At 64.2% G+C, this 15,787-nt stretch carries 9 protein-coding genes and 3 pseudogenes; 9 read left to right on the top strand and 3 right to left on the bottom strand.

Features of this window, described 5'->3' with window-relative positions; translation table 11 throughout:
- The 5 genes and pseudogenes from FNH04_RS12990 to FNH04_RS12975 form a co-directional block, all read left to right on the top strand.
- On the top strand, window positions 1-453 hold a 453-nt coding region (locus FNH04_RS12990; RefSeq protein ID WP_228031328.1), incomplete at its 5' end, for an NUDIX domain-containing protein.
- Between the two features lie 70 nt (window positions 454-523).
- A pseudogene (locus tag FNH04_RS49385) lies at window positions 524-1,864 on the top strand (Eco57I restriction-modification methylase domain-containing protein); the annotation flags it as partial.
- A gap of 300 nt (window positions 1,865-2,164) precedes the next feature.
- Window positions 2,165-2,734 (top strand): hypothetical protein, encoded by a 570-nt coding sequence (locus FNH04_RS48590; protein WP_265580024.1) that lies wholly within the window; start codon window positions 2,165-2,167, stop codon window positions 2,732-2,734.
- 1 nt (window position 2,735) lies between these two features.
- The gene (locus tag FNH04_RS12980) at window positions 2,736-5,129 is read left to right on the top strand and encodes an ATP-binding protein (RefSeq protein ID WP_152783622.1); all 2,394 of its coding nucleotides are present in this window, start codon (window positions 2,736-2,738) and stop codon (window positions 5,127-5,129) included.
- Window positions 5,126-6,265, top strand: a complete 1,140-nt coding sequence (locus tag FNH04_RS12975; RefSeq protein WP_152783620.1) for a hypothetical protein — start codon at window positions 5,126-5,128, stop codon at window positions 6,263-6,265. Before FNH04_RS12980 ends, FNH04_RS12975 begins: the two co-directional genes overlap by 4 nt.
- Before the next feature lie 1,410 nt (window positions 6,266-7,675).
- Here FNH04_RS12975 and FNH04_RS49000 read toward each other — a convergent pair.
- Together FNH04_RS49000 and FNH04_RS12960 are read right to left on the bottom strand one after the other, a co-directional pair.
- A complete protein-coding gene (locus FNH04_RS49000; RefSeq protein ID WP_322722991.1) occupies window positions 7,676-10,216 on the bottom strand; it encodes a tyrosine-type recombinase/integrase in 2,541 nt (846 codons plus the stop codon).
- The gene (locus FNH04_RS12960; RefSeq protein WP_152783616.1) at window positions 10,213-11,442 is read right to left on the bottom strand and encodes a tyrosine-type recombinase/integrase; all 1,230 of its coding nucleotides are present in this window, start codon (window positions 11,440-11,442) and stop codon (window positions 10,213-10,215) included. Before FNH04_RS12960 ends, FNH04_RS49000 begins: the two co-directional genes overlap by 4 nt.
- 75 nt (window positions 11,443-11,517) lie before the next feature.
- Between FNH04_RS12960 and FNH04_RS47550 the strand changes: the two are divergent.
- Window positions 11,518-11,691: pseudogene (locus tag FNH04_RS47550) on the top strand (ISKra4 family transposase); the annotation flags it as partial.
- A gap of 14 nt (window positions 11,692-11,705) precedes the next feature.
- Here the strand turns inward: FNH04_RS47550 and FNH04_RS12955 are convergent.
- Window positions 11,706-12,038 (bottom strand): LysR substrate-binding domain-containing protein, encoded by a 333-nt coding sequence (locus tag FNH04_RS12955; protein ID WP_228031331.1) that lies wholly within the window; start codon window positions 12,036-12,038, stop codon window positions 11,706-11,708.
- A 319-nt stretch (window positions 12,039-12,357) separates the two neighbouring features.
- Here FNH04_RS12955 and FNH04_RS49380 point away from each other — a divergent pair.
- From FNH04_RS49380 to FNH04_RS12940, 3 genes and pseudogenes are all read left to right on the top strand, one after another.
- Window positions 12,358-12,822: pseudogene (locus tag FNH04_RS49380) on the top strand (four-carbon acid sugar kinase family protein); the annotation flags it as partial.
- Between the two features lie 286 nt (window positions 12,823-13,108).
- Entirely contained in the window at window positions 13,109-13,576 is a 468-nt protein-coding gene (locus FNH04_RS12945) for an Lrp/AsnC family transcriptional regulator (RefSeq protein WP_228031326.1), read from the top strand.
- A gap of 120 nt (window positions 13,577-13,696) precedes the next feature.
- Window positions 13,697-15,322, top strand: a complete 1,626-nt coding sequence (locus FNH04_RS12940) for a tetratricopeptide repeat protein (protein WP_152783611.1) — start codon at window positions 13,697-13,699, stop codon at window positions 15,320-15,322.
- Window positions 15,323-15,787 lie beyond the last annotated feature (465 nt).

The following is a 15,787-nucleotide window of genomic DNA, read 5'->3' as shown; positions in this document are numbered from 1 at the left end:
CTCGAATCCATGACCCTGCTGGTCGCCGCCGTCATCGTCCACGACAAGGCCACCAACCGCGTCGTCCTCCTCCAGCGCAGCCAGAACGCCAAATTCGCCCAGGGCATGTGGGACCTCCCCGTCGGCAAGAGCGAACCCGGCGAACCCATCACCGAAACCGCCGTGCGCGAGCTGTACGAGGAGACCGGTCTGACCGTGAAGCCAGAGTCCCTGAAGGTCGCCCACATCATCCACAGCGCTTGGGGCGTCGAAGCACCCAACGGCTTCCTCACCGTCGTCTTCGTCACCCACGAATGGACTGGCGAACCCGAAAACCGCGAACCCCGTAAGCACTCCAAGGTCTGCTGGGTTGGCGGCGACACCATCCCTGCTCACTTCGTGGAGACCACTGCTAGTGCTCTGCGCTCCTACCTTGCCCTTGGCCCTGATGTCTCGCTCGACGGCTGGCGCTGAGCAGTCGCGACTCCTGCCAGACGTATGGAAGGTTCGTGGTGACTTCCGTGAAATCCAGGGGTAGCTGTTCATGGTGGTGTTGCAAGCTAGCGAGCACAGCGGGTGCGACGATGCAGCGGCTGGGTGGCCGCCAGGCGGAAGGTCCGGTGACAGTCGGCATCGCCACCCCGCCGACCAAGCAGGTCGGCGACTCGGCTGCGGGGCCGGTCAGGAATCAGGGCGGACTGGTGCTCACAGTGCGGGGCGAAGCGCTTCTGACTGGGCAGAGTGTGGCTCCTTCATGCCTTCGGTTGTGACCAGAGCGCGATGTCGGCACGCGCTCCCAGTCATTCGAGCCGTACCCCGTGCACCCATTCCAGCCTCTGGCAGACTTTCCTGCATGTCACCAGCGGATCTCCAACTATCCCCCCCGGGCCTGCTCCTCGATGCTCTCTCACCACAACGAGAAGATGGCGGATTGGTGCAATCTGCCCCGGAAGGTCTGATTAGTCCCGTCAGGGATAGGTTTGATCCGGTGGTCTCCGACGTAGTCAAATGGTGCAGGGGCCGCCATTTAACTCCACTTCCAGAAACTGCAGTTCCCGGTACCAATGACCGAGAACGCAGTATCCTTGCTGCTCTGGGCGGTGTATCTGAGGCTCTCGCGCAGCGGGCAGAAATTGGACTAAGTCGGACGAAGATGCCGGCTGAAGTCCAGCATTGGCTCAGCTCGGCTCCCGCACCGCCTGACGAGTTGATTGACCGACTCCTAGGCGCGCTTACAGGTGCCGCACATGACCCCTTGGCGCTGGTCTACGAGCGTATCGTGGCGAGCCCTCGACGTCGTCGGTTGGGTACTTTTTTTACTCCCGAGCCTGTTCTTGACTACATCAAAGGAATTCTCGATCTGCGGCTCGCAGAAGCGCCGCGCACCGTGGCCGATCCGGGAGCGGGGGTGGGCGCATTCACGACCTCCGCGCTCTCATGGTGGCCAGGATCTGCCGTCCACGCCATTGACGTAAACCTAGTCACGCTAGGATTGCTTGCCGCGCGTCCAGATCTCCATCGCGCAGGAGCAACTGCCAAACTTCATGTGAGGCAGGAAGACTTTCTTTGCTGGCTCGGGGAGAAATGGCCTAGACTTCGCGGCCCGCGGCTAATCATGGGAAACCCTCCGTATACTCGGCATCAGCAATTGACTCAGGGACAAAAGAAGCAGGCGCAAGCCGCCTCAGGGAGAATTTCGCCCGGCTTGCGTGCCGGCCTCTCAACTTATTTCTTGGCTGCCAGTTTGATGGCGCTGCGTCCCAGGGACTCTCTATGTCTGCTACTTCCGGCTAATTGGCTTGAAGCAGATTACGCTCGAGCAGTTCGAAACCACCTATGGCACACGACGCGTAGGAGGGTCGAGCTGCATCTGTTCCCGAATCACCTGGAAGTATTCCCGGGAACTCAAGTCGCAGCCATGGTGATTTTCGTTGGCCCGATCTCAACCGATCTTCAAGATATGGCTCTCTACCGAGTTGCAGAGAACGGTCAATCTGGATTCTCTGGGATTCTGCAGAATCAGGTGCGACGGGAAGAAGTTCCTCCGCCTGCTGCCTTCACTGAAGGCGCATTGAATCCGAGCGCTCGAAGGGCCCGAAAACGAGAGACTACAGTACCGTTGGCGCAACTCGTTCACATTCGACGCGGCGTGGCAACGGGCGCGAATAGGTTTTTCCTCAGGACGGTGGACGAGAAGAACCAGCTCCCCGACGGGACTTGCGTGAGGGCCGTCAGTCGAATTAGGGACCTGCCGGGTGACGTATTGAGCCTCATTGAACACGAAAAACTTGGTGAGGATGGGCTTCGATGCTGGCTGCTCAAACTCGATAGTTCAGCCGCCCAGATTCCAGAGATCAAGAAACTCCTTGATGAAGGGGAATCAGAGGGAATCCACGAGCGGCACCTTTGCAGGGTGCGTTCACCTTGGTACGCACTGGAGAGGATTACAGTACCAGATCTGCTCATTGGCCCCATGGGGAAGAGCCGTTTTCGAGTTGTCGTCAATGACGTGGGTGCAATTCCTACAAATACTTTGTACGGACTCAGGTTGCGTAATCCCTCTTCGCCCGGAGCGGTGAATCACCTGGCTCAATGGCTGTCGAGCGAAGAAGGCCAAGCGGCGCTGCGTTCCGTGGCACGGCAGCACGGTGATGGTCTTCTTAAACTGGAACCCGGACCATTGAGCGTTGTTCCCGTTCCAGCCGGAATCGTGGAGCTACAGTGCAACGCAAAGATCAGTACTAGGCTGAGCTGACTTGACCGAGAAAATGAGAGGGGACCAGGTGGAACCGGAGGAGTACGGGTTCACAGTGGATACGCACCTCTTCCGCGAGCTCGGTGAGCTTTTGGTGGGACGTGATAGCACGGCGTTGATCGAGTTAATCAAGAATGCGTACGATGCTGATGCAACTCGCGTAATCGTTCACGGTGAAAATCTCCATGGCGGCGGAGGAACTATCACGGTGGCGGATGACGGTGTGGGAATGACACCCGAGATCTTCCGCACAGCATTCCTTCGTGTCGCCAGCCGGTACAAGGAACAAGGAGATCGCCTTAGCCCACGATTCCAGAGGCGTTACACCGGAGCGAAGGGCGTTGGCAGGCTAAGTGCCCACAAGCTAGCCGAACGACTTTCGTTGAGATCTGTACCTGATTCCAATGTGCGCAGTGTGGGTTCCTCTGAATCTTCTGGGCAGGGTGTGCAGGCAGTAATTAATTGGCGCTCGGTCGAGGATGATCATTCCACATTGGATGACGTCGGCGACGGCCTAACGGTTTCTTCATTTGATTCGCGCGACCAGACGCCGGGGACAGAACTCCGCCTCGAAGCAGTGCGATCTCGATGGACCAAAAGAACTCTATCCAAGTTTGTTCAGGAGGTGTCGAGTTGCCTGCCACCCCCTGGACTTCTCGTTGATCCGTCTTTTGACATTCCACCCGAGTTTGCTCCGCTTGGCCATTTGAAGCCGTGGACACGTGGGGACAATGATCCAGGCTTCAAGATCGCGTTTCAGGGAGATCTCGATATTGGTGACGATCTCTGGATGCGACTATTTGAACGAAGTAATTGGCTGCTTGAAATTCGCGCGACCAGTTCTGGGGTGACCTTCGCTATTCACCCCACACCTGCAACCCTCGACGATTTTCCCGAGGCGAAGAGTTACTTCTTGCGTCGAGACCACCCGAATCCAGAGCGCGGTCCATTCTTTACTGCGAGGATCTATGCTCGCCAAGGGCAGCTGGCGGGCAGATCGGCAGAGCTAACGAAGTTTGCTGACGAACACTCAGGTATTCGTGTTTATCTTGAGGGCTTTCGTGTCGTTCCGTACGGAGATCGGCATGACGACTGGCTAGGGCTTAATCAAGACTATGCCAGGAGGGCGAGAGAGTTCGAGATCATCCTCGATGAGGCGTCGTCTGCTGTTCTACCCAAGCAAGAGGGTGAATCTTTCAAAATCGCCGGTAATTACCAATATACTGGCGGCGTTTTTATGACGGCGGAGGATGCTGCCTGTCTCCGCCCTGTGGTTAACCGAGAGGGTTTCCTTCAGGACGAGGCGTTCGGTAATCTTCGGGACCTTGTGCGAAATGGCGTCGACCTGGTGTCTCGCGCTAGGGCTGCCACGCAAGCAAGTGGTCGATCGTCAAAAGCCGAAAAACTTCAACAACGTCTCGTACCCCCTGCTCGAGAGCCGAGCACGGCGGAGCCGGAAATTTCCCAGCCTCAGTCCGACATTGAGGAAAAAACCCAAGAGAAGAACGCGCGAGATAATCTCAATTTCTCGCTCACGAGAGTGCGTCAAGAACTGACCAATATCAGGGCCACAGTGGGTCCGGACGCCGGTCTCGTCGAACAAATCGAGATGGCGGCCGCAGCTGTGGATCTGGCAGAGCATTCTGCAAGCCAGGAGCATGCAGATCAGGCAATGCTGGAGGTGCTAGCGAGCGTCGGGCTCCAGTTTGCCGCTTTCATTCATGAGGTCAATGGCCTCCTAAGTGAAGCGCAGGCCCTACGCACATTGGCAGGTGCTCTTGACGGGCGTTCTCTTGGCCCTGGGCAGAGTCAAATCCTTCAAGATCTGCGTAGCGGGCTTGAGTCTTTGTGTCAGGCATTGACGCGACAGGCTAGCTACCTAACGGAAGTGGTTGGTCCCGATGCGAGGCGTCGGCGAAAGAGGATTCCGCTACCTGAGGCCCCTCGTACTAGCCTCCTGCTCCTCACGAATACCCTCAATGAACGGGATGTTGAGGTAGTCCAGGATCTTGACAGCTCCGTGAGAACACCACCAATGTTCCCTGCAGAACTAACTATTATTTGCACCAACCTGCTAACTAATGCGGTCAAGGCCGCAGGAAGGAACGGGCGCATTATGATCTGGGGCGGGGCCGTCAAGGGCGGTGGGATCAATATAAGGGTCGAAAACACCGGGAAGGCAGTTTCGCTGGAAGACGCTGAGCGCTGGTTTCTTCCTTTTGAAACCACAACCACCGAAATTGACGTCGTTTTGGGTCAGGGGATGGGATTGGGATTGCCGATCACGCGCCGTATCGTATCCGAGTATGCGGGTTCGGTTCGATTCGTTGCACCTCGGGACGGATTTTCTACGGCTGTAGAGGTCGTAATTCCTGGTCGCGAGGTGCGGCGATGAGCGAGCAGAAGAAGCCGTCCGTATTGATCATTGATGATCACCCTGAGGATCAGACTGCAGCCATCGCGGTACTCAAGCACACAGGCTTGGATGTCGAGGTATGTCTGCCCAATAAATTGGTTGATGATCACCTGAGGCGGGCTGATGTCGTCGCCATTGATCAATACTATGAGTGGGATCTAGTTCCCCACCCAGACGAGATTGCCTATTGGCCTCAGGATGGCCTGGCGCTGGCGGCAGTAGTATCTCGACGCTTGGCTGCTTTGAAGAGTCACGCGGCTATCGTTTTACGTACAGGCGAGCTTGGCCGGCTGGCGGAGAACCTGCCTAGGGCCGCACGGGTGCCGCTGCTCTCCGCTCAAAGTGGGCTGGACTGGATTCTGGAGAAGGGGGAAGACGAAAATGCCTCCCCGAAACTTCACCAGCTGGCGGCAGGGGCGTCATCGCTTCGTCCCTTCATTCACGATCAATCTTCTTGGAATGAAGGCGCTGTATGGCTGAATCTCCCTGAAAGTGCCCCCTGGAGCGATAGTGCTCTCGCGGAAGTGCAGGTATGCCGACCTCCAGAGCATGTTGTGGCCCGGTACACGGCTGGTAGCGCTTGGTTGCGCTGGTTCGCTCACCGAGTTCTCCCTTTCCCGTCCTTCCTGATCTCAGATCTCAAAGCCGCAACACTGCTGGGAATCAGCTTGAGGGAATTTCAGTCCATAGTCTCGGATTCTGAGAGCGCAATGGGTGGGGAGCTCAGGGATATTGTGTACACAGGGCATCTATCCGGACTGGTCGATCGGCGATGGTGGCGGGCTGGAATAGAGTCATTCGTAGATACAGCACTTCTTGATTCTTCGGATGACCTGGAGGTCGCGGAAGCATTGTCTGATTACTATGAACGGCTACATGGCTCGCCTGTCACTTTGCTCCCTCATGCGCACCCTGTGGTGACAATAGACGCGGACTATGCAGAAGACGGCGTCGCAGATGCTTTTGAATGCGTCCGTTTGGCGCCAGATCTTTGGCCCGTTTTCGCGGATGAGCCCTGGGCTCTACGCGACGACGCCATGGACATACCTGATCTTGCCGCGATGGTTTCTCGTGGTGACCGGGGCCGACTTCACTCGATGGACGTGATCTCGTGACTCAAGTTCCGGGTCCGCGTGCTAGCGCCGAGTCTTCGGCGCAGCGAGCTCGTATATCGGCTGTCGCAGTGGATACTGGGCCTCTCCTTTGTTTTGGAGCGGTAACCGGCGGGCCTCGCCTGTTCATCAGCCGGTACAAAGGACGGCTGCACTGGGCAGAAGCTGTGGCGAACGAGATTCGACACCAAGCGCAACGCAGTGGCACATCTGCCATAGAAAAGCGTCAGCAGTCAGCTGCCCGGCGGTGGATTGGCCCTAGTGCTGGGCAGCTGGGTGAACCCCAGGTTTTCACGGACCGCACTGAAGTGGATGCCATGCGTGGCCAGGTGCAAGCGGCCTCCACCCGGCCGGCGAGAGACGGACACGATCTTGGTGAGTCGGAGACGCTGCTCCTTGCGCAGAGACGAAGTGCGATGGCCCTGATTAACGAGAACGCGGCGCGTGTCGTAGCGCGTCGGCTCAGACTTCGGACTCACTGCGCATTGGATGTCTTGGTCGCCTCTTACCAAGACGGACACCTTGAGCTGAGAGACGTGCAAAAGATGTATGAGCAGTTGCGGGAGGCTGCCCTTGACGCTGGAGAGGTCCTCCCGTCGCCATGCAAGGGGCGAGTCCTGGATCAGTGGCGCACACCAGCCCCGGCCTAAGTTGGCGACCCCGACGGGGACGCGGCCGTCGACCGCGTGAGCGATGCGGGAGCGGATGGGGTGGCATATGGCGCCACCGAACGTCACGGCGTGAGAAGCGTTTGGCCGTTGACCAGGCGAAACAGGAATCTGTGTGAAGATCTATCATCGCTCGTCACGATCTTGCAGGCCCTCGTAATGCGTAGGTCTCGGGTTCGAATCCCGAAGGCGGCTCCAAGGAAAACCCCAGGTCGGGCCTTTGACCTGGGGTTTCTTGTTTTGGCTGACCTTGGAATTCGGGTTAATCGGGCATACGTGGTCTGCGCATCGCAATGCGTAGGTCGGAGGTTTGCAGTCAGTGGCGGTTCCGCTTTGCAGGGCTGTGAGCTGGTCTTTTATCTCTCGTGGTCGCTCTTTTCGGGCTGTTCGGATTGGCGTGGTGGCCGTGCGGTGGCCGAGCGTGCAGACCTGCTCCCGGCCAACCGTGAGATTGGTCGTCCACAGGGGAACCATGGTTTGTGGCGTCCAGACAATCGTGCGTCCAACCTGCGTCCCTGTTCGGACGGTCGTCGACCTCCTTCCAGAGCAGGGCCCCTGATGTCGGGTGTCCGTCCATGCGGATCAAGCCCACTGGGCCGACCGCGAACGCTTGCCTGGCTCGCGCCGCCAGGGCGTCACCGTTACCTCGTCGGCCACCTTGACCAGCTCCACTACGACACCGCGCTCGAAGCCGGCTGGCCCATCGCCAACGGCGCCGTCGAAGGCACCTGCCGCCACCGCATCGTTATCTGAACCAGCGCGATGCCCGCTCAGGCGTCCGGCAAGAGGTGTGGACCGGTCGTTGGGGTGATCGTGTGCGGGGCGACGTCGCGGAAGCGGGGCATGCCGAGGTCGGTGGTCCGGCGAGCTGATTCCTCGAGCTGGGCGATCTTGTTGTTGGCGGCGGAGATGCTGACGTTGAGGCCGTCGACCTCGCCGAGCCAGCCGTGGTGGCGGGCTTCGTCGATCCGGGCGAGGAGGTTGCGCCGGTCTCGAGGAGCCGGGGCAGCTGGGCGGGGTCGGTCCGCAGAAGTGGGCAGCGAATGCAGGCGTGTTCGTGGATGCAGCCGGTGCCGTAGGCGCGTCCGCAGCTTCCCAGGGAGACCTTCCGGTGCTCGAAGTGGCCGAGGAACTCCTCCCACTCCTCGTCCGTGGGCGACCGGTATTCGGTCGAGGGCCGCAGCTCACGGCGGCGAGTGAGGTAGGCCCGGTGGCCGGTGATGGCCTCTTCAGGGTAGACAGCCTTGTAGCCCATGGTCGTGTTGATGTTCGCGTGCCCCATGATCAGCTGGCAGATGTGCGGCGGCATCCCATTCATGATCGCTTCGGTGGCGAAGATCCTGCGGAAGTCATGGGGCTTGAAGTCCAGCAGCCCGCCGGAGGGATCCGACAGCCCCATGCTGTTGGCCGCGTTGGTGATCCAGCGGCGGACCGTCACCGCGCTGAAGGGGCGGGCATCGGCGCCGTGACGGTGTTGGAAGAGGACCGGCATGGCCGGGGTGAACTCGTGCTCGTGGACGTCGTAGGGGACGACTAGAGGGACCGCGCCGTCCGCGTCGCGGACACGGTGGATGATCGCGGCCAGGACGTCGGCGAGCTCGGGTGAGATCACCAGCAGCCGTTCGAGGTCGTTCTTGGACGGGGCGATGTGCAGCAGCGGGACGAGTTCGCCGGTGGACGGCAGCTGGTATTGGACCAGGCTGTGATGGGAGAGCTCGGTGAGCTCCTCGATGCGGATCCCGGTAGCGTGCAGGACTTCCACCGCGGCCCAGGTCCAGAACGCGGCATCGTCCTCGCGCGTGAGGTCGCGCCGTGAGCCGGTGTCGGGGTCCTCGGCCCAGACGCGGGAGCTTCCCGTGGAGATCCGGGTGCGTCGCAGCCGTACGGTGTCGTGAGTGAAGGTCTCGCCGGGCGGTGTGTCGATGGCCGCCTTGAGCAGGGCGGCTGTGTGGATCCGGGCGTCGTGGATGTGGCGTCGCAGGGCCGGCACGTGGGGCAGACGTTCGCGGGTGCACTGGTCCATCCGGGACTTGCGGCGGACGAGATTCTTGGTGGCGCCGATGTCGGTGCGACGGATGGGACACGGGACCGCCCAGGCCGCCCACCGTTCGGGTTCCTCGCTGGCCCAGTGGGACAGGTCGAGGTAGAACGCGCGGACCGTGGTCAGCAGGGTGGCCGCGTCGGCGCGGGGTGAGGTCGTCTCGACGCGGCGGCCGTTGGCGGTGCGGACGGTGACGGTCTTCACGGCGGTGCGGCTCTTCCAGGCGGTGGCGATGTCGGGCGGCAGCCGCAGCGAGTCGATCCCGGGGTGGTGGTTTTTCAGGTCCTTCCAGAAGAGTTTCACCAGGTGGTAGGCGAGTTGCTTGAGCGAGGCGTAGTCCAGACGGGGCCGGTGCTCGGCGAGGTAGGCGACCAGCAGGTCGCGCACAGGCCGACAGACCACGCCGTACTGGTCGACGAGTTCCTCGACGCTGAGTTGGTGGCCGAAGCGCCGGTCGAGCATCCGCAACGTAGTGGGGGCGTCCGACGGGAAATCCCCCAGTCCGTGCAGGAGTTGATAGAAGCCCCAGCCCGGGTGACCGCCGCCCTCGGCCTTGCGCCGATCGCGCACGTCGAGCAGTTCCAGGCAGTCCCCGACGGTGATGTCGGCGACGGTGCCGCCCTTGGCGGTGATGATCACGGCGACCTGCTCGATGGCGTGGCGGCGCTGGTCGAAGCTCAGCCCGGCCGCGGTGGCCTGCTCGGCGAGCGCGGCGAAGCCGCGCGGGTCGCGCAGGCGGGGAATCTCCCCGCCCAGCGGGAAGCGGATCGGGCTGGCCACAAGCCAGGACATCGACGGACGCAGGACGTCACCGTAGATGAGCTGGCCAAGTCCGGTGGTGATCGCCGTGACCAGCCCGTCGTGCCCGATCGTGCCGGTGCGGCCGGAGTCCCGCAGCCAACTTGCCACCACCGACCGCCAGTCGGCCCGCGGATCGTCGGCGATCGGGCTCGACTGCCAGCGCTCCTGCCAGGTCCGACCGGGCTGTCGCTCGAGCCAGTCCAGGAACAGGACCGCCGCCCTTCGGCGGCGCCGCTGACCGCTCGCACTGCCCACGGTCAGGGGCGGGGCAGCCAGCTGGGCCAGCACGGTTGCGCGGCCCCAGGCCGTGGCCGGCCAGTGCACCGGTTCCGGCCGCGGCGGGAAGCGGTGCCGCAGATCCTGCGCATCCCGGCCCCGGGCCGAACGCCGCAGCGCGGGGCCAGGGACGGCCTGGGCGCTCGGTGTCGATGTCCGGATGGTCACGCCGACCCCCGGCCGAAGAGGACGTCGAGGGACTCGCTCCGGTAGCCGGGCGCCGTCGGCACCGCTGGCTCGCCGGCACGGTCGGCTGCCCTGCGGTGGTGGGCCAGCACCGAGGCGATCACATCCTCAGGAACGGGCGAGAGATAAAGCTGAGTGGTGGTCAACTCGGCGTGTCCCAGAACCCATTGGATGTCGGTCAACGGCATCCCTGGGTCTCTCGCCATCCGGTAGGCAGCGGTGTGTCGCAGGTCGTGCAGGCTCCAGTTCGCTCCGATCATGGCGTTGACGCGCTGGAACATCCGATAGGCCGCCGGATAGGACAGCGGGCGGAACGGACGGCGCAACGTCCACCACAACGGACCGTCCGCCTCCGTCTCGACGAGCCCGTCCATCTGCGCCTGGTAGAGGCGCAACCACACCATCGCGTCCGGCGACGCGGGGAGCGACTGCAGGGCCCGGCTGCCCTTGCGTACCACTGTCACCAGTTGCTGCCCGGCGTCGACCTCTCCCCGCCGTACTCCCAGCAGTTCCGATGCTCGGGCCCCCGTGGATACCCACAACGCCACCAGCGCGCGATCCCGGTGCGAGGGCAGCCGGGCGAACAGCTCGTCGAACCGATCGTCAGGGATCCGGCGCGGTGCCTGCCGGGCGATCTTGGGCCGGTAGAGGCCGCTGCGTTCGAATCGCATGGGCGCCGTCGGCGCCCGGTGAGCCCGCACTCGTTCCCCATCCCGGCCCCTGGCCAGCGGGAACGGGTTGACCAACGGCCCCGTGCCCAGATCCAGGTGAAAGGCGTAGAAGCCGCGCAGCACTGTCTCGCTGTGCGCTCGCGTCCGCGGCGCGTACTGACGGCCAGGACCGCTCTTGCCGGTCACCGGGTTCACACGCCTCTGCGAAGCCACCCCGCCCCTGGTCGGCTTCGCGACCATCTGCAGCCACCTGCTGAAGTCCCGTGCCTCGACGCGGGTGGCCTGCCCCCGCGGCACCCCGACTGCCCACAGGAACCGGAACCAGCGCAGCAACGCCAGCGCGTACGAACGCTGCGTCGTCGCCGGCCGCCCGGTCGCCTGCAGGTCCTGCAGATACTCCGCCACCGGGACGACAACCTCGCCGCCGGCATCCAGGAGCCGGTACGGCTGCCAGGGATCATCCGACTCCACGACGGATCCGGCCGACGGCACCACCAGCCCCGCGAGATCACGGGAGGCGTCACTCGTCTCTGTCATGGTCCGGGACGGTAGTCCTCTGCGATACGACCTGGACGCTGAACTGCAGAGATCTGTCCGGTAGTTCAGTCAACAGTCAGCGACCGCCTCGACTTTGCCGGCGCCCGCTGGGGCCTCGAAGGAGCCGAAGCCGTCCTCCGCCTCCGCGCCCTCAACGACCTCGACGCCTACTGAACCTTCCACACCGAGCGCGAACAGCAACGGCTCCACCTCAGCCCTGACCAGGACGGATACGCACTGACCGCCTGATCCGTGCCTTCACTTCAAGCCGCACCCAAATCGTTTTCGAGCTGGCTCGTCTGGGCCTGCAGCCATGCTGTCAGCTGGCGGACGCGTGCGTCTTGCTCGCCTGATCGACGGCTGAGGAGGTGGTAGCTGGTGCCGTCGGGGACGAAACCGATGGGTGCGACGAGTTGTCCTCGCTCCAGGTCGTCGCGGGCGGCGGCATACGGAGCGATGGCGACCTCGACGCCGGCCACGGCAGCCTGGAGGGTCAGGTAGAAGTGCTCCAGGGTCTGCTGGGAGGCGGGCTCTGCTTTCATCCCGGTGATGCGTCGCCAGTCGTCCCACGCCTGCGGTCGTGTGTCGGTGTGCAGAAGGGCTACCTGCTATACGTCGGCGGCGGCTCCGGTCAGGCGGGCCGCGAGATCGGGCCGGCAGACGGGGCCGATCCGCTCCGCGAACAGGCAGGCCCGGCTCGCCTCTTCGGGGAACGGGTGCCGCCGCGGTCATGCTCGCGGGCCGGATGGTCGCTTCGAAGGGCAACAGCGTGTTCAGAGGAGGAAGGTCCGACCATCGCATATGTGAATTGTGCTCACAGGCCTTGTGAGAATGAATCGTTTGTCCTGCTCTTTCGACTGAAGGAATATTGATCTGGTCACAGAGAAGGCCGACTGAAGGCGAGGTGGATATGACATCCCGCAACGACGAACGGAGGGTGTCGCCATCCTGGCGGATGACCTCACCAGCGCGGGGGACGGTGCCGCGCCGTTCGGTCAGGCGGGCCACGACGCCCGGATCCTTCTCGCCACCCCGGCAAGCGTGCCGCGGAACGCCGCGGGCGTGACCGCGGTCGACCTTGGGGGCCGGATGCTGGACGAGGAAGCCGCCGCTTTGCGTGCATGGCCGGCGGCGCGCCTGTTCGCCAGCTCCGAGCTGCTCTTCAAAACGGTGGATTCCACTCTGCGCGGTCATGTCGCGGCAGAGGCCCGGGCAGCGTGGGCGGGATCGCGGAGGCCGGCCCTCGTCATCGCTCCGGCCTTCCTCGCGGAGGGCAGAGTGACGGTGGAGGGGGTCCAGTACGTGCGGGGTGTACCTGTCCACGAGAGCGACTACGCCCGCGACCCGGTACACCCCGTGCGGTGCTCGGATCTCGCCATGCTGTTCCCGGAGGCCGTTCTCGGCCAGCCGGACCAGGCTGCCGAGCTGCCCAGACTGATCGGCAACGGTGACCTGATCGTCTACTCCGCCGCCGAGACGGCGACCTCGACCGTCTGGTGGCAGCGGTGCCGCGACTCGACGAAGTGTTGTGGGTCGGCTCCCCAGGTCTGGCGGCTGCCCTGGCCCGAAGGTGCGCACACCTTGCGGGCAGCGCCGCATCACTGCCCGCCCCGGCCCGAGTCCACTGATAGTGGTCGGCAGCACCAAACTGGCGACCCGACGGCAGTTGGCCGAGCTACGCACCAGGACGGACATGGGCGACCCCTGCGGAATCGGCTCCGCGACCAGCGTCTCCACCGTGCGGCGCCGGCTCAACCGGGTCATCGACGAAGGACTGCTGTCGTTCCGGTGCGACACGGCCCCGATGATCACGGGGTGGCCTGTCTCGGCGACCTTCCGGTCCACGGTTCCGCCGGAGCAGTTGGACCGGACGGCGTGCGCCCTGGCCAGGCTCCCCGAGATCCGGCTGTGCGCGGCCGTGACCGGTTCCCAGAACCTCCTCATGACCGTGTGGCTGCGATCGCTCAACGACAGCCAGCGGCTGGAGGAGCAGCTGGCCGCCGACCTTGCCACACTCAGACTGACCGAACGCGCGATCAACCTGCGGGGGGCCAAGCGGATGGGCCGTCTCATCGACGAGACCGGCTGCTGCGCAGGCATCGTTCCGATCGCCCCGTGGAGCGAAGAGACCTGAGCTCCGGCGCCCGCCACCCGGACCGACACGCGTCGATGACCGCCCCGCCCAGAAGTACTCCAGCCGGTCCCAGAGCCCAATCGATCCCGGAGCCCATCGATCCTTGCCAAGGAGGAACCCGTGCGAAACGCCCTTACTCCGGACACCTGGGTGTTGATGCAGAGCGTGCTCCGCAAGGAGCCCTCACAGCCGGACGACACCAATGTCGGAAAGGATGTCTCACAGGGCGGTTTCGAGCCGTGTCTCCTGGCTCTCGTCCGCGTTCTGGCTTCCCTCGGCGCCACGGACGACCGTCTGCGTTGGCCGCCGCCGGACCCGGTGACGGCGCTGGTCGAGGCCGGCCACCTGACCCGTGCCGTGGAGTTGACGCTGGCCATCGGCAATGAAGAGAAGCGATGGGAGGCCCTGCGCGCGCTGGCCGAGACCGTCGTCGACTCGGGGGACCTCGCGGCAGCGCTGGCCGTGAGCGACCTGATCGGTCCACCCGTACCGCGCGCCGGAGCACGGGCCGCGGTGGCGTTGCGGCTGGCCCGGGCCGGAGAGCCGGACTCGGCGGCCACGTTGGCGGGCGCGCTCCGCTACCCGCATCTGCGGACGCTGACCTGGGCCGAGCTGGCGAAGACGGCCGCTACCGCAGGCGACTCCCGGGCGCTCGTGCTCCTGGACCGTGCCGAGAAACTGCTGCCCGAGGCCATGCACGAGGACTGGACGGCGACCGCGCTCATCAACCTGGTCGAGGCGGCGACCGCCATGGGCGACCACGACCGGGCCGAAGCTCTGGCCGACCGGGCGGAGGACTTCGTACGGTCCGGGCGGGTGCGGATGGAGACGTGTTCCAGGGGCCCGCAGACCAAGGGCAGCGCGTGGAACAGCGACAGCGCCCGACGGGTCCTCGCCAGGGTGCTGGCCGTCGAGGCGCGCAGAGCGGACTTCGACCGGATCGACGCGCTGCTGGCCACCGGCCCCCTCGACGCGGAGGCGATGGCGGAGCTCCTGGAGGAGGCCGCCGACACCGTCTCCCACGAGGTGGCGCTCGCCTTGGCCGACCGGGCGGAGACCCTGCTCGACTCCCACCGTGACCCGCGCGACGGCACGGGTCTACGCCCGGCGCTGGCCGAACTGCTCGCCCGCCACGGACACGCCGACCGCGCCGAAGCACACGCCCGCTCCCTCGAGCCGCCGCCCGCGCGCGATCGGGTGCTGTTCAACGTCGCCCGGGGGCTTGCCCGAAGTGGCGACACCGTGCGGGCCGTGGCGCTGGCCCGCTCCCTGGCCAACCCCGTCGCAGGCGACCTGGCGCTGTTCTCCGGTGTCGACCAGCTTCTCCAGGACGGCGACACCGACAGTGCGGGGGCCCTGGCCCGCTCCCTGCGCGATCCCACCACCCGCGACATGGCGCTCTCCCACGTCGTACGGCAACTCGCCCAGGCCGGCGACACCGTACGCGCCGAGGCGCTCGGCCGCTCGCTCACGGACCCTCACTGGAGGGGGACGGCGCTGCTCACGGTGGTCGAGCGGCTTGCCGGTGACGGCGACACCGAGAGCGCCCAGGAACTGGCGCTCTCCCTCACCCACCGCCCGTCCCAGGCCGCGGCACTGATCGCCCTCGGACGGTCGCTGAGCCCGGACCACGCGCGCAGACTCGCGGCGCGTGCCGTGCGCCTGGACGGCTGGGAGTGGATCCTGAACGTCCTGCCGATCATGCCCGGCTCGGTGACCGCCATCGCCGAACAGGTAAGGCCCTGACCCTCTCGTGCGCGGCTCTGCGCGCGCGTCGAGGAGCGGAGCTCGTCGCGCTCCTTGATGGCCTGCGCTTCCCGCGCGGGTGCATACGCGGGGACGGGACGGGCTGTCCATTCCGCGAGCGGTACGACGTGGCAGATCATCGCCCGGTTGTACAGCAGGGGATGGGGCCGGGTGCCGACCGCGGAGCGCCCGGGCGGCAGGAGGAGCGGTCATGGCCCGTGGTGCCCTGGAGCTTGGGGCGTAAGTTAACTCAGTGTGTCCTTGCTACGCGAGTAGAGACATCCCAGCCACCGCCCCTGTAAGTTGACATTTTGTTGAACCCGCGCGGTGTTCGGCCGTTTGCCCTGCCCTTCGGGTCGCGTAAGCCTCAGTGCGGCCAGGTGTGACGCCCAAAGCGTCTGCGCCACGCGCATGTTGGCCGAGGAAGCCCGACATGCGCAGACCCGCGCCGGTAACAGGCCCTCC

The organism is Streptomyces phyllanthi (assembly GCF_009377205.1).
Taxonomy (GTDB): Bacteria; Actinomycetota; Actinomycetes; order Streptomycetales; family Streptomycetaceae; genus Streptomyces; species Streptomyces phyllanthi.
Note: the sequence above shows the minus strand (reverse complement) of the source record. Positions and strands in the feature narration are given on the sequence as shown.

Excerpts from the sequence above, each read along its gene's own strand:
- FNH04_RS12975 (WP_152783620.1), top strand. The coding sequence starts at position 5,126 with ATGAGCGAGCAGAAGAAGCCGTCCGTATTGATCATTGATGATCACCCT.
- FNH04_RS12960 (WP_152783616.1), bottom strand. The coding sequence starts at position 11,442 with ATGACAGAGACGAGTGACGCCTCCCGTGATCTCGCGGGGCTGGTGGTG.